27 protein-coding genes are annotated in these 25488 nt (G+C 31.9%); 14 read left to right on the top strand and 13 right to left on the bottom strand.

Annotated elements, in window-relative coordinates:
- The first annotated feature begins 16 nt into the window (after positions 1 to 16).
- Genes coaD through speA form a run of 4 tightly spaced genes read left to right on the top strand, consistent with a single transcriptional unit; the run spans position 17 to position 4126 of the window.
- Complete coding sequence (gene coaD / locus ELQ16_RS07480) at positions 17 to 493, top strand: pantetheine-phosphate adenylyltransferase (protein WP_134238926.1); 477 nt, start codon at positions 17 to 19, stop codon at positions 491 to 493.
- Positions 484 to 1062 (top strand): dTMP kinase, encoded by a 579-nt coding sequence (tmk, locus tag ELQ16_RS07475; protein WP_134238925.1) that lies wholly within the window; start codon positions 484 to 486, stop codon positions 1060 to 1062. Before coaD ends, tmk begins: the two co-directional genes overlap by 10 nt.
- Positions 1059 to 2285, top strand: a complete 1227-nt coding sequence (gene hisS / locus ELQ16_RS07470; RefSeq protein ID WP_134238924.1) for a histidine--tRNA ligase — start codon at positions 1059 to 1061, stop codon at positions 2283 to 2285. The genes tmk and hisS overlap by 4 nt, the downstream gene beginning before the upstream one ends.
- Positions 2282 to 4126 (top strand): biosynthetic arginine decarboxylase, encoded by a 1845-nt coding sequence (gene speA, locus ELQ16_RS07465; protein WP_134238923.1) that lies wholly within the window; start codon positions 2282 to 2284, stop codon positions 4124 to 4126. Before hisS ends, speA begins: the two co-directional genes overlap by 4 nt.
- Positions 4127 to 4181: 55 nt before the next feature.
- Here speA and ELQ16_RS07460 read toward each other — a convergent pair whose 3' ends face one another.
- From ELQ16_RS07460 to ELQ16_RS07450, 3 genes are read right to left on the bottom strand one after another with little or no spacing between them, the layout of a single operon-like run.
- Positions 4182 to 4613 (bottom strand): hypothetical protein, encoded by a 432-nt coding sequence (locus ELQ16_RS07460; protein ID WP_134238922.1) that lies wholly within the window; start codon positions 4611 to 4613, stop codon positions 4182 to 4184.
- A gap of 10 nt (positions 4614 to 4623) precedes the next feature.
- Positions 4624 to 5145, bottom strand: coding sequence for a hypothetical protein (locus ELQ16_RS07455; RefSeq protein ID WP_134238921.1), 522 nt, complete (start codon positions 5143 to 5145; stop codon positions 4624 to 4626).
- A complete protein-coding gene (locus ELQ16_RS07450; RefSeq protein WP_243832611.1) occupies positions 5142 to 5774 on the bottom strand; it encodes a hypothetical protein in 633 nt (210 codons plus the stop codon). Before ELQ16_RS07450 ends, ELQ16_RS07455 begins: the two co-directional genes overlap by 4 nt.
- A gap of 138 nt (positions 5775 to 5912) precedes the next feature.
- On the opposite strand from ELQ16_RS07450, the gene cysE reads away from it, so the two are divergent.
- Genes cysE through ELQ16_RS07435 form a run of 3 tightly spaced genes read left to right on the top strand, consistent with a single transcriptional unit; the run spans position 5913 to position 8885 of the window.
- Positions 5913 to 6551: a serine O-acetyltransferase gene (gene cysE / locus ELQ16_RS07445; protein ID WP_134238920.1), complete on the top strand. Its 639-nt coding sequence runs from the start codon at positions 5913 to 5915 to the stop codon at positions 6549 to 6551.
- Positions 6544 to 8310 (top strand): bifunctional chorismate-binding protein/class IV aminotransferase, encoded by a 1767-nt coding sequence (locus ELQ16_RS07440; protein ID WP_134238919.1) that lies wholly within the window; start codon positions 6544 to 6546, stop codon positions 8308 to 8310. Before cysE ends, ELQ16_RS07440 begins: the two co-directional genes overlap by 8 nt.
- The gene (locus ELQ16_RS07435; protein ID WP_134238918.1) at positions 8307 to 8885 is read left to right on the top strand and encodes an aminodeoxychorismate/anthranilate synthase component II; all 579 of its coding nucleotides are present in this window, start codon (positions 8307 to 8309) and stop codon (positions 8883 to 8885) included. The genes ELQ16_RS07440 and ELQ16_RS07435 overlap by 4 nt, the downstream gene beginning before the upstream one ends.
- Positions 8886 to 9267: 382 nt before the next feature.
- Here the strand turns inward: ELQ16_RS07435 and ELQ16_RS07430 are convergent, their stop codons facing one another.
- Positions 9268 to 10131 carry a DMT family transporter gene (locus ELQ16_RS07430; RefSeq protein ID WP_134238917.1) on the bottom strand — a complete coding sequence of 288 codons (864 nt, stop codon included), beginning with the start codon at positions 10129 to 10131 and terminating at the stop codon, positions 9268 to 9270.
- A gap of 98 nt (positions 10132 to 10229) precedes the next feature.
- Between ELQ16_RS07430 and ELQ16_RS07425 the strand changes: the two genes are divergently transcribed.
- From ELQ16_RS07425 to ELQ16_RS10425, 6 genes are all read left to right on the top strand, one after another.
- On the top strand, positions 10230 to 10631 hold the full coding sequence (locus ELQ16_RS07425; protein ID WP_134238916.1) for a hypothetical protein: 402 nt from the start codon (positions 10230 to 10232) through the stop codon (positions 10629 to 10631).
- Positions 10632 to 10688: 57 nt separating this feature from the next.
- Positions 10689 to 11945, top strand: coding sequence for a UDP-N-acetylglucosamine 1-carboxyvinyltransferase (gene murA, locus ELQ16_RS07420; RefSeq protein ID WP_134238915.1), 1257 nt, complete (start codon positions 10689 to 10691; stop codon positions 11943 to 11945).
- 336 nt (positions 11946 to 12281) lie between these two features.
- The gene (locus tag ELQ16_RS07415) at positions 12282 to 13448 is read left to right on the top strand and encodes a molybdopterin molybdotransferase MoeA (protein ID WP_134238914.1); all 1167 of its coding nucleotides are present in this window, start codon (positions 12282 to 12284) and stop codon (positions 13446 to 13448) included.
- A gap of 12 nt (positions 13449 to 13460) precedes the next feature.
- Positions 13461 to 14306 (top strand): BspA family leucine-rich repeat surface protein, encoded by an 846-nt coding sequence (locus ELQ16_RS07410; protein ID WP_134238913.1) that lies wholly within the window; start codon positions 13461 to 13463, stop codon positions 14304 to 14306.
- Between the two features lie 54 nt (positions 14307 to 14360).
- A complete protein-coding gene (locus ELQ16_RS07405; RefSeq protein ID WP_208335083.1) occupies positions 14361 to 15047 on the top strand; it encodes a BspA family leucine-rich repeat surface protein in 687 nt (228 codons plus the stop codon).
- Complete coding sequence (locus ELQ16_RS10425) at positions 15044 to 15175, top strand: hypothetical protein (RefSeq protein ID WP_279586263.1); 132 nt, start codon at positions 15044 to 15046, stop codon at positions 15173 to 15175. The genes ELQ16_RS07405 and ELQ16_RS10425 overlap by 4 nt, the downstream gene beginning before the upstream one ends.
- A gap of 60 nt (positions 15176 to 15235) precedes the next feature.
- Here the strand turns inward: ELQ16_RS10425 and ELQ16_RS07400 are convergent, their stop codons facing one another.
- The 9 genes from ELQ16_RS07400 to ELQ16_RS07360 all read right to left on the bottom strand — a co-directional run bounded on the left by ELQ16_RS07400 (position 15236) and on the right by ELQ16_RS07360 (position 24430).
- Complete coding sequence (locus ELQ16_RS07400) at positions 15236 to 15559, bottom strand: chaperone NapD (protein WP_134238911.1); 324 nt, start codon at positions 15557 to 15559, stop codon at positions 15236 to 15238.
- On the bottom strand, positions 15556 to 16470 hold the full coding sequence (locus ELQ16_RS07395) for a WD40 repeat domain-containing protein (protein WP_134238910.1): 915 nt from the start codon (positions 16468 to 16470) through the stop codon (positions 15556 to 15558). The genes ELQ16_RS07400 and ELQ16_RS07395 overlap by 4 nt, the downstream gene beginning before the upstream one ends.
- A complete protein-coding gene (locus ELQ16_RS07390; RefSeq protein ID WP_134238909.1) occupies positions 16471 to 16986 on the bottom strand; it encodes a nitrate reductase cytochrome c-type subunit in 516 nt (171 codons plus the stop codon). It abuts the gene before it with no gap.
- A complete protein-coding gene (gene napH / locus ELQ16_RS07385) occupies positions 16983 to 17768 on the bottom strand; it encodes a quinol dehydrogenase ferredoxin subunit NapH (RefSeq protein ID WP_134238908.1) in 786 nt (261 codons plus the stop codon). Before napH ends, ELQ16_RS07390 begins: the two co-directional genes overlap by 4 nt.
- Complete coding sequence (gene napG / locus ELQ16_RS07380; protein WP_134238907.1) at positions 17768 to 18508, bottom strand: ferredoxin-type protein NapG; 741 nt, start codon at positions 18506 to 18508, stop codon at positions 17768 to 17770. The genes napH and napG overlap by 1 nt, the downstream gene beginning before the upstream one ends.
- 14 nt (positions 18509 to 18522) lie before the next feature.
- On the bottom strand, positions 18523 to 21291 hold the full coding sequence (gene napA / locus ELQ16_RS07375) for a periplasmic nitrate reductase subunit alpha (protein WP_134238906.1): 2769 nt from the start codon (positions 21289 to 21291) through the stop codon (positions 18523 to 18525).
- A 227-nt stretch (positions 21292 to 21518) separates the two neighbouring features.
- The gene (gene flgG, locus ELQ16_RS07370) at positions 21519 to 22310 is read right to left on the bottom strand and encodes a flagellar basal-body rod protein FlgG (protein WP_134238905.1); all 792 of its coding nucleotides are present in this window, start codon (positions 22308 to 22310) and stop codon (positions 21519 to 21521) included.
- 13 nt (positions 22311 to 22323) lie between these two features.
- Entirely contained in the window at positions 22324 to 23136 is an 813-nt protein-coding gene (locus ELQ16_RS07365) for a flagellar hook-basal body protein (RefSeq protein ID WP_134238904.1), read from the bottom strand.
- 61 nt (positions 23137 to 23197) lie between these two features.
- Positions 23198 to 24430 (bottom strand): glutamate-5-semialdehyde dehydrogenase, encoded by a 1233-nt coding sequence (locus ELQ16_RS07360; RefSeq protein WP_134238903.1) that lies wholly within the window; start codon positions 24428 to 24430, stop codon positions 23198 to 23200.
- 65 nt (positions 24431 to 24495) lie between these two features.
- Here ELQ16_RS07360 and ELQ16_RS07355 point away from each other — a divergent pair, with 65 nt between their 5' ends.
- A complete protein-coding gene (locus ELQ16_RS07355; RefSeq protein ID WP_134238902.1) occupies positions 24496 to 25437 on the top strand; it encodes an NAD(P)-binding domain-containing protein in 942 nt (313 codons plus the stop codon).
- Positions 25438 to 25488: the final 51 nt, after the last annotated feature.

The raw sequence follows: 25488 nt of genomic DNA, 5'->3' as shown, positions 1-25488 counted from the left end.
TTTTTTTGGAGTAAAAATGACTTGTTTGTATCCAGGGACTTTTGATCCCATTACCAATGGACATTTAGATGTGATTAAAAGAGCATTAAAAATTTTTGATAAAGTAATCGTAGCCATAGCAAAAAGCGAACATAAAAAACCTTGTTTTGATTTAGAACAACGCAAAAATTTAGCAAGTTTAGCAACCGCTAATTTAAAAAATATAGAAATTATCACTTTTGAAACCTTACTTGTCGATCTTGCAAAAGAACTTAAAGTAAATACCATAGTACGCGGACTTAGAGCAGTAAGCGATTTTGAATACGAATTGCAAATTGGCTATGCAAATAATGCTTTATGGAGCGAATTTGAAACCATTTATTTAATGCCAAATTTAAAAAATGCCTTTATTTCAAGCTCCATTGTAAGATCAATTGCAAGTCATGGTGGCGATGTGAGCTCCTTAGTACCAAAAGAAATTTTACCCTTTTTAAAGGATTTGCCTTGTATGTAGCATTTGAAGGGATTGACTGTATAGGAAAAAGCACCCAGATCTCACTTTTAAAACAAATTTATCCCCAAGCAATTTTTACGCGAGAACCAGGCGGAACGGAGTTAGGAAGCCACTTAAGAGAACTTTTGCTTTATAACAAATTTGAGTTAAATAAAAAAACTGAACTCTTGCTTTTTTTAGCCGATCGCGCACAACACTATGAAGAAGTAATAAAACCCAATAAAAACAAACTCATCATCAGCGATAGAAGTTTTATTTCAGGTATGGCTTATGCAAAAGATTTCCAAAACGAAGCGCTTTTTAATTTAAATACTTTTGCACTAGATAGCTTTTTCCCGCAAAAAGTCATTTTTTTAAAAGGCGATAAAGATTTAATTAAAGAACGCCTGAGTCAAAAAGAGCAAGATAGCATAGAAAAGCGCGGAATTCATTATTTTTTAAGTGTGCAAGATAAGCTTGAAGGCACTTTAAATTTTTTAAAAGAAAAAATTGATTTTGAATTTTTAACCTTAAACGCAAGAGATACAAAAGAAAATTTACATCAAAAAATAAAGGAATTTTTACTATGATAAACGCCTTAAAAGGAATGAAAGATTTACTCGATAAAGAAGCAAAACGCTATGAAAAAGTGATTAAGACTTGCGAAGAAGTGGCTAAAAACTATGGTTTTACTTTTATCAATGTTCCACATTTAGAGCAAAGTGCGCTTTTTAAAAGAAGCGTGGGTGAAAGCTCTGATATAGTGGGTAAAGAAATGTATGAATTTATTGATAAGGGCGAAAATCAAGTTTGTATGCGTCCTGAAGGCACAGCTGGGGTTGTGCGAGCTTATATAGAAAAAAAACTAGATAAAAGCAATACACCAAAGCGTTGGTTTTATCATGGCTCGATGTTTCGCTATGAAAGACCACAAAAAGGGCGTTTGAGAGAATTCCATCAATTCGGCGTTGAAAGTTTTGGAAATGCAAGTGTTTATGAAGATGCAAGTATTATCTTAATGCTTGTGGAAATTTTTACTCGTCTTGAAATTAAATTTAAACTTGTCATTAACTCTTTAGGTTGCATAGAATGTATGCCAAAATACCGTGAAAATTTAGTCAAATTTTTAGATGCACAAAGCGGATTTTGCGAAGATTGCTTGCGCAGAAAAGGCTTAAATCCTATCCGTGTTTTAGATTGCAAAAACGAACACTGCCAAAACTTACTGCAAAACGCTCCACTTTTAGAGCAAAATTTATGTCCATCTTGCCAAAAAGATTTTGAAATTTTACAAAGCATTTTGAAAGAAAATGAAGTGGAATTTGAAGTGGATTCTAAGCTGGTGCGTGGGCTTGACTACTACTCTAAAACGGCTTTTGAATTTATTAGCGATGAAATTGGTGCAAAGGCTGCTATTGCTGGAGGTGGAAGGTATGATAGGCTTATAGAGTATTTAGGTGGAAAAAGTGGTTTTGGTGTTGGTTTTGCTATGGGCATAGAAAGGATAATGGCTATTTTGGAGCAAAAAGAAGAATGTGATAAAAGAGAAGGAATTTATCTTTGCGCTTTAGATGAAACTTACATTGACAGACTTTTAAAAATCGCTACGAGTTTGAGAAAAAAACACAAAGTGATTTTAAATTACGAAGCTAAAAAGCTTGCTAAACACTTAGAAAACGCCGATAAAATAGGTGCTGAAATTTTTCTTTGTATGGGTGAAAATGAAGCACAAAGCCAAAGCTTGTTTTATAAAAATTTAGAAAATAAAAACGAAAAAATCATTAAAATTTCAGATTTGGAGCAAAATTTATGATGAATTACGGCATTGATATTTGGGGAAATGAAAATTTCATTATCAAAAACGGCAAAGTTTGTATTAATTACGAAAAAAAACCTGCCATCATCGATATAGTTAAAGAATTACGAGATGATGGCTATAAAGGACCTTTGCTTTTAAGGTTTCCTCATCTTATCCAAAAGCAAATCGAAAGCATCTACGGCAGCTTTAACAAAGCACGAAAAGAATTTGACTACAAAGGCAATTTTAACGCCGTTTATCCTTTAAAAGTCAATCAATATCCTGGTTTTGTAAAAAATCTCGTGCGTCTTGGAAAAGACTACAACTACGGCCTTGAAGCAGGAAGTAAAGCAGAACTTTTACTCGCTATGGCTTATAATAACCAAAACGCCCCAATCACCGTAAATGGCTTTAAAGATAGAGAACTCATCAATATAGGCTTTATCGCTGCTGAAATGGGACACAATATCACTTTAACCATAGAAGGGCTTAACGAACTTGAAGCCATTATCGACATTGCCAAAGAACGATTTAAGCCTAAGCCAAATATTGGACTTCGCGTGCGTCTTCACTCTGCAGGGGTTGGAATTTGGGCTAAAAGTGGCGGGATAAACTCCAAATTTGGATTAACTTCAACTGAACTCATCGAGGCTGTAAATTTATTAAAAGCCAATAAACTCTTAGAACAATTCACCATGATACATTTTCATCTAGGCTCGCAAATTACTGAAATTCATCCACTAAAAAAAGCCTTAAATGAAGCTGGAAATATCTACACTGAGCTTAGAAAAATGGGTGCAAAAAATCTAAAAGCTATTAATCTTGGTGGCGGTTTAGCTGTGGAATACTCGCAATTTAAAAACGAAAAAAGCAGAAATTACACTTTAAGAGAATACGCTAATGATGTGGTTTTTATCCTAAAAAATATCGCCGAACAAAAAAAAGATCTTGAACCTGATATTTTTATAGAAAGTGGGCGTTTTGTAGCGGCAAATCACGCGGTTTTAATCGCTCCTGTTTTGGAACTTTTCTCCCAAGAATACACCGAAAGCAAACTCATACTCAAAAAGCAAAATCCAAAACTTATCGATGAGCTTTACGATCTTTATAAAAGCATCAAGCCTTCAAATGCCCTAGAATATCTCCACGATAGCATCGATCATTTAGAAAGCATTTTAACCCTTTTTGATTTGGGCTATGTGGATTTAGAGGATCGCTCTAATGCTGAAATTCTAACGCATTTAATCACAAAAAAAGCCATTTTGCTTTTAGGCGACAAGCAAAACCCTGCGGATTTACTTGCCATACAAGATGAAGTGCAAGAAAGGTATTTGGTTAATTTTTCGCTTTTTCAAAGTATGCCAGATTTTTGGGGCTTGGAGCAAAACTTTCCTATTATGCCGCTTGATCGCCTTGATGAAGAGCCGACTAGAAGCGCAAGCATTTGGGATATTACCTGTGATAGCGATGGCGAAATTTCGTATTCTAAGGACAATCCTTTGTTTTTACATGATGTTGATGTGGAAAAAGAGAATTATTTTCTAGGCTTTTTCTTAGTGGGCGCTTATCAAGAAGTGCTTGGAATGAAGCATAATCTTTTCACCCATCCTACTGAAGCCATTATTAGCATTAATGATAAAGGTTATGAGATTGAAAGCATCATTGAAGCTCAGTCCATACTTGATACTTTAGAGGATTTAGACTATGATATACACGCGATTATGGACATTTTAAATGAAAGAATTTCAAACTCAAATTTAGTCAATGAAAAGCAGAAAAAACACATTTTAGGCGAACTTTATCTTTTCTTAAATGATAATGGTTATTTAAAAAGCATTGATGGGAAAGAGAGTTGAAATTTAAACTCAAGCGCTTTGATTTCATTGAAGCATTATTGCTTCAATGAAATTTTTATCTACTCCAAGTCCAAGAAAATATACCTTCATTCGTATCAATAGTGGTTTCAATCACAGAATTAAGCTCACATTTAATTGGAATATCTATACTCTCTGAAAATGTTAAATTTTTTGGCAAATCTTTTTCTAAAACAAATCTAGGTAAAAATTGAGATATATTTATACCTACTTGACCATACATTTTAGAAAAAGTAAAAACTTGATCCATATCTCTATTTAAACCAACTTTACATTTTCCCCTATTAATACTTACTGACTTGATAATAATATCTTTTTTTGCCTGAATTGCAAGTGTTGGTTGTGCAACTTGCTCCAAAACTTGATTTTTAAACTCAAGAGTTAAATAATCATCTCCATTGCTTCCACATGCACTAAACATTGTAACTAAACCAACTAATAATACAGCTTTCAAAAAAAATAGTTTCATAACTTATCCTTTATTTATTAATTTCATAAACAAAACTATCATCTTCGGTAATAATTTCCACTTTTGTAATTTTTAGACAATTTGTGTCAAATTTTGCAACTTGATTACTGACAACAGCTTTAGGAAAAGTAGCATCGTAACATTTTTTAACTAAATCGTTAAATTTTTTACTAGCTTGCACTTGATTATATTCAGTTTGCGCATAAATGCTTTCATTGTAATCTTTGCCAAGCCCAGTATTTTCGATCATTTCTCTTTTATCAAGCATCATCACATTCATCAATGTCTTAGTTTGCGGATCCATTCTTTCCATAGCCATTTCCCAAGACTTATCAATATTAAAAGCATATCTTTTAGCTTGACATTCGCCATTATTTACAATTATATCTTTTACTATCGTATCCTCTTTTGGAATAAGTATAAGCGTGCCATCTTGCTTTGTCTCTAAACTTGGTTTTTGAGCTCCGCCACAACCACCCAAAAACGCAGCCAAAGCCAAAGCGCCCACAAATTTAAAACCCAAAGTTTTCATTTTTTCTCCTTATTATCTTTTTCTTTACCATACACCCAAAGCATATGGTCTATTTCTCTATTGTCGTATTGTTTAAAATTAAAGAAAATTCTAAAATCATCGATGATTTTTACCAAATTCTCATAGTCTTTTAAATGACTTACGATAAATTTAAAAGAATTTCCCTTATCATCACTCAAACCATTAAATTCACACAAACTTTTATTGACATATTTATCATAAATCACATATTTTTCATTATTATGATGAAAACAATACTTACTCGCAAAAGAGTAAAGATTGACTTGCTTGCCATTAGAATTTGTAAAATTCGCAACCCTTTCTATCGCACTCACATCGCCGTTTTGCAAAGCTTTATCAAGCCCTAAACCATGTATATGTTTAGCCATTTTGTAAATGCCATGTACTCTTAAATTTATGCTATAAAAACTATCCAAAACACATACTTTCAAAAGCACTGAAGTTAAATCATCGTTTTTTGGATACTTCTTAAAAAGACTTACGACAGCTGCTTCTTGCTCTCTGTAATGCTCATACTCTGTGGATTTTTCATAAAAATCAAGAGCCTTAATCAAATCCTCTTGACAACCCTTAATGCTGGCTAAATCGCCTTGCATTTTACCTTGCATTCTGCATACTCCTTTCAAACAAAATTTAAATAAAGATAAAATCATATCCCCCCCCCCTATTAAAAAATGCTTAAATAAGAAATTTATAGAAATTTTTGATAAAATTAAACTTTTTGCAAACCAACCACAAGGAAAAAAATGAACCTTTTTAGTATCATCAAAGAAGACTTTTCACAACCTAAAATTCAAGATCCGGCGTATAATTCTTTCATAGAGCTTTTTTTTAATTATCCAGGCGTTTGGGCAGTGGTAAATTACCGTTTTGCGCACTTTTTTTATCAAAAAAATTTCAAACGCCTAGCAAGGATTATCAGCGGAATTTCACAGTTTTTAACCGGAGTTGATTTACACCCCGAAGCAAATCTTGGAAGGCGCGTATTTATCGATCATGCAAACGGTGTTGTTATAGGACAAACCACCATTATAGAAGATGATGTGCTCATTTATCAAGGCGTAACCTTAGGTGGGACAAGTCTTGAAAAAGGCATCAAGCGCCACCCTACCATCAAAAAAGGTGTTATTATAGGCTCAGGTGCAAAAGTGCTTGGAAATATCACCATAGGAGAATACGCAAAAATCGGCTCAAACGCCGTAGTGGTAAAAGATGTCGGCGCGAATTTAACCGCAGTTGGAATTCCTGCGCGTATTGTGGAAGAAATCAAAAAACCCCAAAAATCTCGTGCTATTGATGCGCTTTGTGAAGATAGGCTAGAAAAATTTGAAAAGAAAATCGCAGAGCTTGAAAATTTGATTTTAGAATTAAAACACAATGCGTAATTTTGCTATTTTTGATAATCAAATTTATTATGATTTAAAATGCATCTTAAAAGCAAAAAATCAAAAAGAAAGCAAAAAATGCTTTAAAATTTTACAAAAATACAAGCACAAATTCTTTTTTATTTGCGTGATTGATTATGAATTTTACGAGTATTTAGAAGATAAAAATTATAAAAGCAAAGAAGAATATTTGAAATTTTTTGTTTATAGAAAAAGAAAACCTTTTAAACCTTTAGAAATAGACGATGAAAGTTTTTTACCTTCTTTTAAAAGCAACTTAGATTTTAAAGAGTATGAAAAGAATTTCGCCCTAGTAAAAGAAGCCATTGCTAAGGGACAAAGTTATCAGATTAACCTTACTCAAAGCTTTGATTTTGAAAGCAAACTTGATAGTTTTTCTTTGTTTAATCTTTTATCAAAAAGGCAAAATACCGAATTTAAAGCCTATATTAAAGATGAGAAAAAAGAAATTCTCTCCTTTTCACCGGAATTATTTTTCAAAACAAGCAAAAGAAATATCATCACAAAGCCCATGAAAGGTACTGTCAAAAGAGATGAAAATCCTAAAAAAGATGAAGAAAACAAACTTTTTTTAAAAAATGACAGCAAAAATTTAAGCGAAAATGTAATGATAGCCGATCTTTTACGAAACGATCTTTCAAAACTCATCAAAAAAGAAAGTATGAAAACAAGGCTTTTTAAGATCCAAAGCCACCCTACTTTACACCAAATGACTTCCACTATAAAAGGCAAACTCAAAAAAAATACAACTTATTATAAAATCTTTAAAGCCCTATTTCCAAGCGGTTCTATCACAGGCACCCCAAAGATTGAAAGTATAAAACTCATAAAAGATTTAGAAAAAAGACAAAGAGGGATTTATTGTGGTGCCATAGGACTCGTGCATAAAAAAAAGAGTAAATTTAGTGTAGCCATTCGCACCATAGAAAAAGAAAAAGTTTATAAATACAGCGTTGGAAGTGGCTTGGTGTGGGATTCTAAACTAAATGAAGAATTTGAAGAGTTAAAGCTAAAGGCCAGCTTTTTAATGCCAAAGGATTTTTATCTTTTTGAAACGATGTATTATAAAAATGGTTTTATTTTGTTTTTTAAAGAACATCTTCAAAGACTTTTAAACTCTGCTTTTAAGCTTGGATTTAACACAGAAAAATTAAATCATAAATTTGAAAGCATCTTAAATAAAAACACTAATTTTGATGAATTTAAAAACTTAAGCCTTGAAAAATTAAATCAAAAACTTTTTGATGAAAAACACAGCTTGTTTTACAAATTTAAACTAAATGCTCCAAAAAAAGCCTTGATAAAAATCATCTTAGAAAAAAGTGGAGATTTTAAAATTTCGACTACCTCGCTCACAGAACAAACTAGCGATTTGCTTCTTTTAAGTGATGAAAAATTAAACTCTTGCAGTGATTTTTTATATCATAAAACTTCGTTAAGAAAAATTTATGACGAAAAATCTTTTTTATGGAAAGAAAATCAATGCTTTGACATAGCTTTTTTTAACCAAAAAGATGAATTATGCGAAGGCTCAAGAAGTAATATCATCATAAAAAAAGATGATATTTTTTACACCCCTACTTTGCAAAGCGGACTTTTAAATGGAATTTATAGGCAGTTTTTATTGGATTTAAATTTAGTCAAAGAAAAAACACTTTTTAAAGAGGATTTAATAAATGCTGATGAAATTTATTGTATTAATTCTGTGCGTGGATTAAAAAAGGTAAAGCTAAAATGAAAAAAATCCTTTTTATAGACAATTACGACTCTTTTAGCTACACCATAATCTTTTACCTTAAAGAACTTGGCTTTAAATGCAAAGTGATTAAAAATGATGAATTTAAAAAAGCAAAAGATTTAGCCAAATTTAACTTTTCACACTTAATCATCTCTCCAGGTCCTAATTCTCCTAGCGAATCAAAATTAAGCTTAAAAGCCATTAAATACTTTAAAAAAGATAAAAAAATACTGGGAATTTGTTTAGGCCATCAGTGTATAGGTGAGGTTTTTGGCGGAAAAATTTCTAAAATGCCCTACCCTATGCATGGTAAAATTTCAAGACTCCATCTAAACAAAAATGCCAAAAAAACTTCGCTTTTTAAAGGCATAAAAGATAAAAGTAAAATTTGTTTATATCATTCTTTGCACATTAGTAAAATGCCAAAAAATTGTGAAATTCTAGCCTTAAACGATGAAAATATTATCATGGCTATCAAACATAAAAAATATGAAATTTATGGAGTACAATTTCATCCTGAAGCGATTTTAAGCCAAAATGGCAAAAAATTGCTTAAAAATTTCATGGAAAATTAATTAAATAGATTTTGTTTATTATTTTTTAATTTTTCCGCAATTTTGTTGTTTTATTTTCAAAAATTTACCCAAATTAAAATCAATATGATGAGATTCTTCTTTTCCTTTTACTTCACTTAGAATAACAAGAGTGTGGAAAATCTCCGAGTTGTACCATAGAATAACGAAAAGAAATAGAGGTGTTTAGCTGTATTCAATATGACGGGTAAAATATAATTTTTCAGAGTTTGCAAGCATTTTAAAATCTTTTTAAACTTAAGCAAACTCTTGCAAAATTATAGAGCTTTATTTGTTCCTTTTTTTAGTATTTGATGTTAAAAAAATGATTTGAATTCTTTTACTAAAATTACAAAGCTCATTTTTATAGGCTTTGGTAAATATTTTAATTCTTTTTTGCATTTAAAATAATGCTTATGATAATTAAAGCAAAAGCAAAAAGTTCCAAAAAAGCATATCTTGTCCCTAAAAATAAAAAGCTCATAAAAGCTGCTGCCACAGGTTCGATACAAGCTATCATGCTCGCTCTCATTACTCCAATTAATTCAACGCCTTTTAAATAAAGACAAAATGCCCCAATCGTGCCAATTAGCACAATACCACTCATTGCTAAAAAGGCTTTGAGTGAAAAATCATAATGCACGAGTCCGCCTTTTGTTTCCAAAATACTTAAAAGCACAAAAGAAGCAAACAAAGAAGCCATTCCCATAACAAAGAAAAGTCCGTATTTTGCGATAATTTTCCTTGCACTTAGTGAGTAAAATGCCACACCAAAAGCTCCTATAATCGACCAAAAAACACCCCAAAAATTAAGATTTAAATTTGCCACATCGCCACTACTTGCAAGTAAGAATATACCTAAAACAATTAAAATTAAAGCTACAATTTCAGAGTATTTTGGAAATTTTTTATCCCTAAAACACACAAAAAGCATAATGATAATAGGAGCTGAGTATTGCATCATCGTAGCTGTACCCGCATCAGTATAAAAAATACCTTTAAAATAACCATATTGAGTCATCAAAAGCCCAAAAAATGCAAAAATCAAAAGAGATAAAAGTTCATTTTTGCTTTTAAAAAGTACAAAATTCTTGCGTCTTAAACTTATAATTAAAAGTAAAATTCCAGTAAATAATAATCTATAAAAACTTACCCACTCAACTGCATAATCGTTTTTAAACAAATATTCAGCCAAAACTCCGCTTATAGCCCAAAAAATTCCACCAAGTAAAACCAAAAATACGCCCATTAGAAAACACCTTAGCAGCAAATTCTTGGCATTATAATGTAAAGTATTTATTTTTTGACTTAAATGTCGATTGTGCTGAAAATAAAAAAGGAATTTTTATGGAAATTAATTTTAATGAAATTTACAATAAGGATTACAAAGAACAAAAGTTTAAAAAAGGAAATCAAACTCAAAATAATTTACCGAGTAGCAATTCTGATGTTTTGGTTGATTTTTCTAAAGAAGCTAAAGAATTTTTAAAAACAGGTATTGAAAAATTACAAAAAAACACCACAATACAGCAAGAAAGCAAGAATTCAAACGCTAAATTAGAAGAATTAATCAAAAAATTAAATGAAATTATGCAAAAAATCTCTCAATTAAATAACAAAATGCAAAATGCTGATGATGAAACAAAAATGGCTTTGCAAGATCAAATAGTTACTTTAAATGCCCAAGTAGCTACTATACAAGGACAAATTATGCAAATATTAAGCGCGCAACAAAAGGCATTGGCGTGATATTTGATTTTTTTTATTATAATTAAGCCTTGATTTGTAAAAAAAGGAAAAGTATTTATGACTTATTTGGAAATAAAAGGAGAACAAAAACTTCAAGGCGAGGTGATTATAAGTGGAGCAAAAAACGCCGCCCTGCCCTTAATCGCTTCTAGCATACTTGCCAAAAATGAAGTTAAAATAAATAATGTCCCAAATGTCGCAGATATCAAAACTCTTATTTCTTTGCTTGAAAATTTGGGTGCAAAAACTAAATTTGAAAAAAATACTGCATTTTTAGACACTACCACACTTAACAAAACCACAGCCATTTATGATATAGTGCGAAAAATGCGTGCTTCTATCCTTACCTTAGGACCTTTGCTTGCGCGTTTTGAAAAATGTGAAGTGTCCTTGCCTGGGGGTTGTGCCATAGGGCAAAGACCTATTGATTTACACTTAAGTGCTTTAGAAAAAATGGGTGCAAATATAGAGATAAAACAAGGCTATGTCGTAGCAAGTGGTGCTTTAAAGGGAGCTGAAATTTTATTTGATAAGATCACGGTTACTGGTAGTGAAAATATCATCATGGCAGCAGCCTTAGCTAAAGGAAAAACCAAACTTTTAAATGTCGCAAAAGAGCCTGAAGTCGTGCAACTTTGCGAAGTTTTAGCAAGCGCAGGGCTTGATATAAAAGGTATAGGCACTGATGAACTTGAAATTTATGGCACCGATAAAGAACTTTTAGAATTTAAAGAATTTAGCGTAATTCCTGATAGAATAGAAGCTGGGACTTATCTGTGTGCTGGAGCCATTACAAATTCACAAATCACACTTAAAAAAGCTAATGCTGAACATTTAGGAGCGGTTTTGGCGAAACTTCATCAAATGGGCTTTGAAACCCTAGTGGATAACGATAGTATCACCTTGCCTTCTGCAAAAGAAATAAAGCCAGTTGAAATTCTAACAAGCGAATATCCAGGTTTTCCAACCGATATGCAAGCGCAATTTATGGCACTAGCTTTGATGGCAAATGGCACAAGTATCATCGATGAAAGGCTTTTTGAAAATCGCTTTATGCATGTAAGTGAGCTTTTAAGAATGGGAGCAGATATTAAGCTAAATGGGCACATTGCAACCATTGTAGGTGGCAAAGAGTTAAATGCCGCTGATGTGATGGCTACGGATTTGCGTGCTTCTTCGGCTTTAATCTTAGCAGCACTTGCAGCCAAAGGCACAAGCTTTGTGCATAGAATTTATCATCTTGATAGAGGGTATGAAAATTTAGAAGAAAAATTTAAAAAGCTGGGTGCAAAAATCACAAGGCTTGAAGAATAATCTTAACTTAATGCTTTTCTAAAATATTTTTATATATAATCTTTTCGTTTTAAGGATAACCTTGCTTGAAGACTTTAAAATTAAAGTTTGAAAGGAGGTTGAGATGAATGAAGTTATTGTTTTTATGATTGCTTTAATCATCCTTATCTTAGTCGTAAAAAACTAAGATAAGAACAAACTAATTTTTAATTTTTCGATTATAATTTTAAAAAAACCCTACTTAGTTTGTCCTTAAAACAAAAAGTCTTCATTATAGCAGGGTTTGAAGACTTAGAATTATTTCATTATGTTTTATTGTAAAATACCATTATCTAAAAACACAAAAAAGGCTTTATTATGAAAAACATTTTTCAAACCTTAAAAGACTTAGAAAATCAAATTTCATCTCTTAAAGAATACGAACTAATAAGCCTTGAAAAAGCTAAAGGAAGAATTTTAGCCAAAGATCTTTACGCTAGAAAAAATTTACCCAGCTTTGATAATGCTGCTCTTGATGGCTATGCTTTTAATTATGAGGATTTAAATGAAGCTTTAAAGATAAAAGGTACTATTTTTGCAGGAGATAAAAACACTTACGAGATAAATAAAAACGAGTGTTTTAAGATTATGACTGGGGCAAAAATACCCAAAAATGCTGATACGATTTTAATGATAGAAGATGAATGCATTGAAAATAGCAAACTCATCATTAAAAAACCACCAAAAAAGCACAATGCTTATAGATACAAGGGCGAAGAACTAAAAAAAGATGAACTTTTGCTTAAAAAAGGCACAAGGCTAAATGCTAGGCATATCGCTCTACTTTCTTCCCAAGGGCTTTATAAAATTCAAGTTATAAGGAAAATTCGCGTGGGGATTTTTTCAAGTGGAGATGAACTAAAAGAGCCTTGGCGTGATTGCGATGAAGAAAGCATTTACAATGCCAATGCTTTGCCTTTGCTTGCTATGCTTAAAACTTGCGATACAAGCTATCTTGGCATCATCAAAGATGACTTTAGCACCACAAAAGAAGCCTTAAAAAATACCAATTTTGATCTTTTAATCACTTCAGGCGGTGCGAGTGTGGGGGAAGCTGATTTTATGGAAAAAGCTTTAGATGAACTAGGTTTTACTCCGCTTTTTAAAGGTTTAAAAGCGCGGCCTGCAAGACCAACTAAACTTTATCAAAAAGATAAAAACTTAGTGCTTATTCTACCAGGAAATCCTATGGCGGCTTATCTTTCAGCTTTTATTTTTACTAAAAAAATTATTAATTTATTGAGCGGAAATTTAGAAAAACCTTTAAAAATTCATGCTCTTATGGGAAGTGATTTGAAAGTAAAAAGCGGAAGAAATAACCTCATCTTAGGCAATTTAGAAAATGAAGTTTTCTATCCTTTTAATGATGGCAAATACGGCTCAGGAATGATACTACCTTTGATAAATAGTGAATTTTTACTCATCAGTGAAGAAGAAAGAACAGAATTTAAAAAAGATGAAAAAATCACGATTTTAAAGCTTTAAAAAAGCAAAGTGATGGTAAAAATCATAAGTTTGATTTTGTGTTTATTGTTTTTAAATGCTTGCAAAAGCGACGCAAAAAATTTAGAACAAAATACTACAAATTTAGAACAAAACGCCACAAAGCTAGAACAAAATTCAAGCAAAAGTATTAATCTTACCCCGCAAAATAAAGAAGAGCTTATTTTGCTTTTAAAAGAAAACAAGGGTTTATATTTAGGTGATATTAACACCTCCAAAATCACTGATATGAGTGATTTATTTGCAGAAGTTTTTGCAAAAGAATTGGAAGCGCAGTATATCCATTATTATCCTAGAATAAAAGTAGAAAATGATTATTTTAATGGTATAGAAAAATGGGATGTATCTGGGGTAGAAAATTTCAAAGATACTTTTGCTTTTCTTGAAAATTTTGATCAAAATATTAGCTCTTGGGATACAAGTAGTGCAAAAACTATGGAGCGAATGTTTTATGGGGCTAAAAATTTTAATCAAAATATCAACGATTGGGATGTAAGTAAGGTTGAAAATATGAATGCTATGTTTTTAGAGGCGATAACTTTCAATCAACCCTTAGACAAATGGGATGTTAGCAAGGTTGAGAGCATGGAAGGCATTTTTTATCATAATAAAGTTTTTAATCAAAAATTAAACACTTGGAATACTAAAAATCTCACTGACACTTCCTTTGCCTTTGCAAGTGCTTCAAGCTTTAATCAAGATCTAAATTCTTGGGATATGAGCAAGGTAGAAAATACGAGTTATATGTTTTATGAAGCAAGCAAATTTAACAAAGCCCTAAATAAATGGAATATGAGCAAAGTTAAAAATATGGAATACATGTTTTATAAGGCAGTGTAATTTAATCAAAATATTAATTCTTGGGATACAAGCTCTTTAGAAAAGATGTCTCATATGTTTTGGGGTGCTATTAGTTTTAATCAAACTCTAAATAATTGGAAAATTTCAAAAGTTAATGATTTATCCTTTGTGTTTGCGGATTCAGGTTTTAATCAACCTTTAGGTAAATGGGATACAAGCAATGTTAAAGACTTAAACTACACTTTTGCCGGTGCTAAAAAATTCAATCAAAACTTAAATAAATGGAATGTATCTAAGGCAGAAAATTTCAATAGCACTTTTAAAAACGCCATATCTTTTAATAAACCTTTAAATGATTGGGATGTAAGCGGTGCTAAAATATGTCCTCATATGTTTAAAAATGCTTCAAATTTCAATCAAACTTTAAAAAAATGGAATGTATCTAAGGTAGAAAAAGCAGAACAAATGTTTGCTAATGCTAAAAATTTTAATCAAAATCTTTCTTCTTGGAAAATAGCTAAAGATGCTAAGGTAGATGAAATTTTTATGAATTCAAAACTAGCCACAAAACCACCTAAATGGTTTTTTGAAATTGATAGAACTAAAGGAGTTTATAGGAATTATCAAGAAGTTTTTTTGGATAAAGTTTATCTAAAAGAAGCCATACCTTTTTCTTTGAGATATTATAAAATTTATGGCACTTGCAAGGAAGTTGTAAAACTAGTCCATGTAGGACAAAGCGTGATTTGTCCTAATCTTTTTATGATGATGAAAGGGTGAATTTAAAAGGAGTAAGAGCGGAGTATTTAAACAAAGATGATGAAGAAATCATTCGTTTTACTTTTTCAAACGGCTTTCATAAAGACACTAGAGCTTGGAGAAGTTCATCTTTTGAAAAATACGACTAATTTCTAAAAAGTTATTTAATTATTGTAATTCCCCATCTTCGATAATAAAAACTACAGCAATTAATATTTTCGATAAATATCGCCATAATATGTTATATTTTCAGCTTGATTTTCATCATTAAGCTTAATATTTTCATTATCATTTATTTTTATATCATCTAAATCCTGATAAGAAAAAATCATATTAATACTAATAATCTTTGGTAACTGTTCAAGCTGCCTATAGGCCTTTAATTCATCATCTAGACTTTCACTCTCTATGACAACTATAATTTTATCTTGATCACATATTTCAACACTACAATATTTAATTTTTTGAATGCTTTGTAATATTTCTGATTGATGTTCTTGTTTTATGCGCAATAAAACACTAGAAAGATTCATTTAAAACTCCGAAAAATTATTTTATTTCCATAACCAGAGATTAATATATCATGCTCATTTAAAAATATGATATATTCAACCATTAAATCCTCATTGCTTATTTGAATTTGCTGAGTTAAATCTTTGGTTTTTATAATTTGAGTAAAATTTGTTGCATTATTACTAAAAGCTCCAAATTCTCCATTAGAACTGAGTGCACATGCATAAATAAGAAAATTATTTTCTATAAATTTTTCCTCATTTTTTATAACTATACCTACCCTGCGATCTGTAGCACAACTTATAATATTTCCATTTTTATAGTCTACTTGGTAAATATTATCCTTGTGAATTTTATTGATTTTTTTTATCACTTCCCATTTTTGTAAATCAAAAATTTCAATCACTCCACTTTCAAAACCTAATACCAAAGTTTTTTTATTTTTATCTATACTTGCATCATTTAAGCTAGAATAGGAAAAATTATAATTTCTTTCTTGTAAATTTGAAAGTTTAATCTGCTTAATATTTGCCCCAAGAAAAGTAAGTAAAATTTCATCTTCATTAATAAAAAATACTTCCTTAACTCCATTAAAACTAAGTTTTTTATCTAAATTTTTATCTCTAAAAATCCAAATATTCTTAGAACCAAAATCCCCTTCGCTTACCAATAATATTTTATTATCTAAAACATCGATACTATAAATTGAAGGCTTTATATTTTTTTCATAATAATTTTGAATATCAGCTAAGGTTAAAATTTCATCTAAAATCTTACTTTTAATATTATATCTTAAAATTTCACCCCTATCTGTACCAATATACAAAAGCTCTTCACTAACCTTTAATGCTGTTATATTTGATTTTATTTTTAATTCATAAGAAAAACCATAAACACACAAAAAGATTAAAATGAAGAGTAATTTTTTCATTTATTCTACACCCTCATTCATTACATCAATTAAATTAGAACGATTTTTTAGTTCTTGATTCTTAAATTCAGGCTTGAAACTATTTCCTACCAAAGGCTTAGCATTGCTTTGAGGAACATGACACTGCGTGCAATTAAATCTAGCTTCGCTAATAGTATCGCCCATATCTTTATTAAGACGATAATCATAATAATGTGTTGCAGGTACAGCAGTTGCTAAGACATCTGCAGCTATTGCTTTATCATGGCAACTAAGACAAGTATTATTATCTTTTGTAATAGGCAACATATCTTCAATACTGTGAGAAATCAAAGGTGGTGCATTTTCAAAAGATCTTTCTATTAAAACAGATTCTCCCGCCATAGTTCCACTATAGTTAATATCTGCCAAATTTATATTTTCTGACTCTAAGCTCATATTTCTAAAACCACCGAGGTTTGAAATTCCGCCATTTGTGGCACAAGCTACGAACAACAAAGCTATAACACTCATAAATAAAACCAATCTTTTTTTCATTTTTTGCTCCTTAAATCAAATATATTAAAATTTAAAGCATTATCATCACACACTTCTATACAACGCCCGCATTTTATACACTCACCAGAATTCACACTCGCACTTTCTTTAGCTATCATCCAAAGAACTTGTTTTTCAGGACAAATTCCAATGCATTTATAACATTTGGTGCAATTTTGATGATTATGTTTAATTTTTAATAAAGCATAACGAGAGATTAAGGCATAAAAAGCTCCAAGCGGACAAATATGCGAGCAAATTGCTCTAGGACTTAAAAATGTATCAATACAAAAAAGTACAAAAGCTACAAAAATCCAAGAAGTAGTGCCAAAAATAATCCCTCTATGCACTACACCTATATAAGAAAAACTCTCAAATACAGGTAAAGAAAGCACAAAAGAAAGGATTAAAACTAAAGCTAAAACATAATAACGCAAATTTTTACTTAAAATTAAAAATTTGCTATTTTTAAAACCCATTTTCAAACGAAAAAAGGCAGCGAAATCAGTAATTAAATTCACAGGACAAACCCAAGCACAAAAAGCACGACCTAAAAAAATTCCATAAAGAATTAAAACAAGCAAAGCACCCGTTAACGCCATTAAATCTATACTAAAACTTGCTAAAAAAATTTGCAACACTGCAAAAGGATCGCTTAAAGGCACGCTATCAAAAAACTTAGATGAGCTTAAATCTCCTTTTAAAATAAATTTTGTCGCACTAAAAGAAAAAAGGGCTAAAATTCCAAGCTGAACAATGCGTCTAGCGATTAAATATTTCATTAAATTTCTCCATCATTTAAATAATTTGTCGCTTTTTTGCTATCGAAATGCTTAGAAGAATCCGCATCTTTTAAGCGTTTCTCATCTTCTTTATCCCAGCCCTTTACATAATGCGAACCTGCTTTGCCTAACACATACTCGCGTGGCAAAACATGAATAGCAGGTTTTTGAGTAATGCAAGCTAGCTCACAAAGCCCACAACCTACGCAAACTTCATGATCTACTACAGGAAGTAAAAAAGCATGCTTAGCAGTGCGTTCATTATGTTTAAGTTCAAGTTTTAAAGCTCTATCTATCAAAGGGCAAGCTCTATAACAAGCATCGCACTGAATTCCCCAATGTGCCACGCAACTTGCACTATCAACAATAGCAATGCCCATTTTCAAAGATTCTATGCCTTGCTCTAAATGCTTTTTATCTAAAGCATCGGTTGGGCATTCTTTTATACAAGGTATATCCTCGCAAAGATAGCATGGAATAGCTCTTGGCTTAAAAAAAGGTGTGCCATTTTTAGCACTATCTAACAGAGTAGCAAGTTTTAAAGTATCATAAGGACATGCTTTTACACAAAGCCCGCAACGAATACACTTGCTTAAAAATCTTACCTCATCTTCTGCTCCAGGTGGACGCAAAGTATAATCATCATCAGCCTTTAAAGCCAAATTTGCCAAAAATCCACCCGCTGTGCAAAGACACAAACCTTTAAAAGCACTAGCAAAAAATTCTCTTCTATCTTTCATTAATTAAACCCTAACTAAGCTTTATAAATTTTTACCGCACACTTTTTAAAATCAGTTTGCTTTGAAAGCGGACAAGTTGCATCTAAAGTAACCTTATTAATATAAACATTTTCATCAAACCACGGCACATACACAAGTCCTGCAGGTGGTTTATTTCTACCACGCATATCCACTCTTGCTTTTACTTTACCACGACGCGACTCTACCCAAACTAAATCCCCTTGATTTAAACCCAATTTTTCACTATCTTTTTCACTTATATAACAAAGTGCTTCAGGAACTGCACGGAAAAGTTCTGGCACACGCATAGTCATAGTTCCGCTATGCCAATGCTCTAACACCCTACCTGTAGCAAGCCAGAATGGATATTCTTCACTTGGTCTTTCAGGTGCTTTCATAAATGGTCTAAAGAAAATTTTAGCCTTGTTTTTAATGCTATGTTCTTTTTCATCTTTTGGGGCTTTTAAATCTCCATTTGTCAAACTTTTATTAAAATCACCATAAAAAGCAAAATCAGAATTTGGTGCAGCTTTTTTTGCATAATAATCAAATTTAGTATTAAATCTCCACTGTGTTTCTTTACCATTCACTACCGGCCATCTTAAGCCTCTTACTTGATGATAGGTATCAAAATCAGCCAAGTCGTGTCCATGCCCTAAACCAAATTTGCGATATTCTTCCCAAAGATATTTTTGTATAAAAAAGCCATATCCTTTGAATTCTTTTCCATCACTACCTTGGATTTTTCTCTCATCTCCATTTACTTCGCTATTATCAAAACCTTTGGCAATATTATCATTGGCTTTAAATTCCATCGCTTCTTTATTGGCAAATAAAACATCAAAAAGCGTATCATCCTCACTATAACCCATAGCTTTTGCTTCTTCTAGCACGCTTGGTAAAGTAAGTTTTTCATCTACCTTTTGCTCTTTCCAAACTTCTTTTAATTTAAAGCGTTTTGAAAATTCCATAATCTGCCAAGTATCACTCATCGCAGCACCCACAGGTAAAACTTGTTGTTTCCAATGCTGCGTTCTTCTTTCAGCATTTCCATAAGCTCCCCATTTTTCATAAATCATAGCACTTGGTAAAATAAGATCAGCTACTTTTGCACTAATTCCAGGATAACAATCACTCACAACAATAAAATTATCCATTTCTCTAGCTGCTTTTATCCAGTGATTTGCATTTGCAGTATTTTGCCAAGGATTATTCACTTGTACCCAAGCAAATTTAATTTTTCCATCTTCTAAATCTCTCATAATGCCAAGATAAGGAGAACCTGGTTTTGGATTGATGGTTTTACTAGGAATTTTCCAAATTTTTTCAGAAATTTCTCTGTGCTTAGGATTTGCTACAACCATATCAGCAGGCAAGCGGTGAGAAAAAGTTCCTACTTCTCTAGCCGTTCCACAAGCACTTGGCTGTCCAGTTAAAGAAAAAGCGCCGCTACCTGGTTTTGCTTGTTTACCAAGTAAAAAATGCACCATATAAGCTTGTTCATTTACCCATGTTCCACGCGTATGTTGGTTAAAACCCATAGTCCAGAAAGTTACAACTTTACGATTTTTCTCTATATATAAGTTCACTAATTCTTTAAGCTTTTTCTTAAAATCTTCCAAAGATTCATTATCGTCACCCTTGGCTACTTTTGCAGTATATTCAAGCGTATAAGGAGCTAAACCTTTTTTAAATTCCTCAAAAGAAATTTCCCAATTTTTATCTGCTACACCTTGATGTTTCATTTCAAATTTATCACCTGCTTTAACACCAAGATAAGATAAGGCCGTGGCCTCTTCCTCATCAAGCACAATAGCATTTTCTTTTACAACTGTATCTTTTTCGCTCTCCTTAAAGCTAGGATGGTTAGAATTGCTTCTCATGCCATATCCAATATCTGCATAACCTGTCGCAAACACACAATGCTCTTTGATAAATTTTTCATCCATAGCTTCAGGATGATTATAAACAATTTCCCTTGCTATGTAATTCCAAATAGCTAAATCCGTATTTGGTTTGAAAATGATTTCCATATCTGCGATATTTGAAGTTCTATTAGAAAAAGTACTTAAATTAATTATTTTAACTTTATCTAAATTGCTTAATTTTCTATCACTTACTCTTGACCAAAGAATTGGATGCATTTCAGCCATATTTGCACCCCAAGTGATAATAGTATCAGTAAGCTCTATATCATCGTAACAACCAGAAGGCTCATCCACGCCAAAAGTTTGCATAAAACCAACCACAGCAGAAGCCATACAATGTCTTGCATTTGGATCAATATTGTTTGTTCTAAAACCTGCTTTAGCAAGTTTTACAGCAGCATAACCTTCTTGGATAGTGTATTGTCCGCTACCAAAAATCCCTACCCCACTAACGCCTAATTCACCATAAGCTTTTTTAAATTGTTTTTCCATTTCATCAAAAGCCCTTTTCCAAGAAACTTGTTTAAATTTACCTTTTTTATCAAATTCGCCTTGTTCATTAACACGAAGCAAAGGCATCACAAGACGATCTTCGCCATACATTATTTTAGCATTAAAATAACCCTTAATACAGTTAAGCCCACGATTTACCGGTGCGGCTGGATCACCTTTAACAGCAACTATCTTGCCATTTTTTCGTGCTACCATAATTCCACAACCAGTTCCGCAAAATCTACAAACCGACTTATCCCATTGCCACTGCTCCTCACTCGTAGCAAAACTTGGAATACTAAGCCCAGCAACACTAGCAGCACTAGCAATAGCAGTATTTTTAATAAAATCCCTTCTATTCATACTTTCACCTCCAATGTGTTTGTCAAGTTTATAAATTTTACTTTAACAAGATAAAATAAAAATTAATTTTTTAAAAAAAATAATATTTTCAAAAGCCTATTTTTAGGATATTTAATGTCTTATTTTGTATATAAAAAAATAATATGATAGTCTCTAAGATTTTATTTTTCAAAAAGAATAATTAAAAAATTTATTAAAAAATAAAAAGAGGTACAAACCTCTTTAAGTTATCGTTTAAGCTGGTTTACAGTTGAAAGCATTTCATCACTTGTAGTAATAGCTTTTGAATTTGCCTCATAAGCTCTTTGTCCAGTGATAAGATCTGTCATTTCTTCAACCAATTGCACATTTGAAGACTCAATCCAACCATGTCTGATTTGTCCCAAGCCATCTTCGCCTGCTATACCAGCAACCGGCGCTCCACTTGCCCCTGTTTCTAAAAATAAATTATCCCCCATTGCATGAAGTCCTGCTGGGTTGATAAATTGCACAAGCTCAACTTGCCCAATCTGCGTTTCTTCTTGTTCGCCTGCAAGCATTACAGAAACTGTTCCATCTTTTGCAACATTTATCGCCGTAGCTCCTTCTGGAATAGTCATCTCAGGTATAAGTCTATAGCCATCAGCATTAACGATATTTCCTTCATTATCCCTTGTAAATTGCCCATTTCTAGTATAAGCAGTTGTGCCATCAGGAAGCTGAATTTGAAAAAAACCATTGCCTTCAATAGCCATATCAAGACTATCCGTGCTCGTAGATTTTAAATAACCCTCAGTAAAAACTTTTGTAATAGCCGAAGGTCTTACTCCAAGCCCTACTTCCATACCTGAAGGTGAAAGAGTGGTGGCTGAAGTTGAAGTGCCAGCATACTTCATCACCTGATACATTAAATCCGCAAATTCAGCTCTTGATTTTTTATAACCTGCAGTATTAACATTGGCAATATTATTTGAAGTTACATCGATTTGTGTTTGCTGAGAAATCATCCCTGTTGCTGCTGTATGTAAAGATCTTAACATTTTTTATCCTTTATTATTTCACACTTGCGAGTTTATTAATCGCATCTTGGTTTAAATCATCCATATGAGAAGTCATCACTTTTTGATACATATCCACCAAACGATTAGCCTCGATAAGCCCTACCATTTCGGTTACTGCATTGACATTTGAACCTTGAGAAAAACCTTGTTTTATCGCTCTTGAAGTATCAAGATTGCGAATTCTAGTCAAATCATCTATACGATAAACATTATCCCCTTCTTTTTGCAAAGCACGAATATCATCAACTTGCGCTATAAACATTCTTGCATTATCTACACCATCAACGGAAATATTTCCATTTGAGTCGCTATTAATATGTACAGCATTTACATCAATTCTAATGCCATCTTGCTCAGGATTATTAAAATAATCACTGCTTAAAACTCTATAACCTTGCTTATTAACCAAAAAACCCTCATCATCAAGTTGAAAATTCCCATCTTGAGTAAGTCTTACTTCTCCGTTACTCGTTTTAACAAGAAAAAAAGTATCCTCTCTAGTCATAGCAAAATCTAAAGGATTATTTGTCATTTTAAGATTTCCCACACTAAAGTCTGTATAAACTTCACTCACTTGCGGAACGCGATCTATGGTTGAATTTGCAAATCTTGATGCATCGCGTGTGTGATTTTGTATAGGTAACTCATCCTGAGTTTCTTTAAAAATCCTTTTAAAATCTGCAATAACCACATCATCTTTTTTAAAACCACTGGTATTGACATTAGCTAAATTATTTGTAATAACATCAAGACGGTTAAATTGGGTTACCATACCGCCAGTGGCTTGATAATATCCATTTTGCATATTTTTCACCTACTTTTAAAATAATTTTAAAAGCTTAAAAGCAAAGAGTGTTCCAAAAAATTTATTTTCGAACTTGACCTTCCCCTGTGATAAGATATTTATAGGTACAAAGCTCTTCAACCCCCATAGGACCTCTAGCATGAAGTTTATTAGTAGAAATTCCAACCTCAGCACCAAAACCAAACTCACCTCCATCACTAAAACGCGTTGAGGCATTAACATAAACACAAGAAGAATTAATACTTCTTTGAAAAATAGCAATATTTTTCGTGTCATTTGAAAGTATAGCCTCGGAGTGATTTGAGCTAAATTTTTGTATATGCTCTATAGCCTCATTTAAATTTTTAACGATTTTAATGCTGATTTTATAATCAAGCCACTCAGTAGCATAATCTTGCTCATTTGCCAAAAAGCAAGTTAAATTTGTATCTTGTAAAAATTTTAAACTTTTCTCACAAGCATGAATTTCTAGCTGAAATTTTTCAAATTCCTTAGCCAAATTTTGCAGTAAATCCTTGGCTATATTCTCATGAATAAGCAAACTTTCTAAAGCGTTACAAACACTTACCCTTTGGCATTTTGCATTCAAAATTATATCTTTAGCCTTGTTTAAATTTGCACTTTCATCTACAAAAATATGACACAAACCCTTATCATGCTTAATCACTGGAATTTTAGTGTTTTTGGCAATATTTTGTATCATTTTAGTGCTTCCTCTAGGAACAATAAGATCAATTAAATCATCAAATTCCAAAAGCTCATTAATCTCTTCTTTTTCACTGACCATTAAAAAACAATCCTTAAGATCATAAATAGCAAGCACCTCTTGCAAAGCTTTAAAAATACTAAAATTTGTATATTTAGCCTCACTACCACCCTTTAAAATTCCAGCATTTGAGCTTTTTAGCAATAAGGCCAACAACTCAGCACTAATAGCCGGCCTTGCTTCATAAATGACGCAAATAATACCAATAGGAATGCTTACTTTTTCTATCTTAAGTCCGCTATCATTAACCCAGCCCTGTAAAACTTTTCCTATAGGATCTGGTAAAAGGGCTATTTTTTCCAAAGCTTCGCAAAGCGAATTAAGCCTTGAAGTGTCAAGTTTTAATCTATCCTTCAAAGCCTCGTTTTTAGTAAAATTTTTCAAATCTTTTTCGTTAGCCTTTAAAATTTCATCAAAATATTTTCTTAAATTTAGTGCACATTGCAAGATGATTTCTTTTTTATCTTGAGGTTTTAAATTTAAAAGTTTTTGGGAGTTTTTATTAATATTTTCAATTAAATGTCGCATTTTAATCCTTTGTTTATAAAAAACTTGTTAAATTCTATACAAAAAATTATTAAAGAAAGGTATAAATGAAACATTTTGATATTATCATCGTTGGTGCTGGACCTGCGGGAATTGGTTGTGCCGTAGAAGCTAAACTTGCCAATAAAGAAGTTTTGTTGTTAGAAAAAACAAATTCAATTTGTCAAACTTTAGTGCAATATTACAAAGAAGGCAAAAGAGTTGATAAAGCTTATAAGGGTTGCGAGGGGACTAATTATGGTCATATTCCTTTTGAAGATGGAACAAAAGAAAGTACGATAGAAACTTTTGAAAAAGCTTTAAAAGAGCATAATATCGGTGTTGAATTTGGTAGCGAAGTAGAAAGCATTAAACAAGAAAGCGATCATTTTATTGTTAATACTTCCAAAGAAAGCTATACTTGTAAAAATATCATTGTAGCTATAGGTAGAATGGGAAAACCTAATAAGCCTGATTATAAACTTCCTTTAACGCTGACTAAAATCATTAATTTCAACGCCAACTCAGTCTTAGGTCAAGAAAAAATCATCGTTGTGGGTGGCGGAAATTCAGCAGCTGAGTATGCTGTAGATCTTGCAAAAAATAATGAAATAACACTTTGTTACAGAAAAGATAAATTCACAAGATTAAACGATATCAATCTTAACGATGTTGAAAATGGTGCTAAAAATGGAGATTTTAAACTAAAACTTGGCATTGATATCACAAGTGTTGAGGATGAAAATAGTAAAGCTAAACTTCATTTTAGCGATGGAAATAGCGAAATTTACGATAGAGTTATTTACGCTATTGGAGGTTCAACTCCTCTTGATTTCTTGCAAAAATGTGGCATAGAAGTTGATGAAAAAGGTGTTCCTGTTTTTGATGAGCACAAACAAAGCAATGTCAGCAGGATTTTTGTTGCTGGGGATATTGCTACAAAAAATGGCGCTAGTATTGTTACAGGTTTAAATGACGCTGTGGCTATAATGAAATATATTAATTCTTAAAAATAACAAATCCCTAAGCAATTCACTTCTTAGGGATTAATTAAATTTATC

It is taken from the genome of Campylobacter sp. US33a (assembly GCF_004378855.1).
In the GTDB taxonomy this organism is placed as follows: domain Bacteria; phylum Campylobacterota; class Campylobacteria; order Campylobacterales; family Campylobacteraceae; genus Campylobacter_D.
Note: the sequence above shows the minus strand (reverse complement) of the source record. Positions and strands in the feature narration are given on the sequence as shown.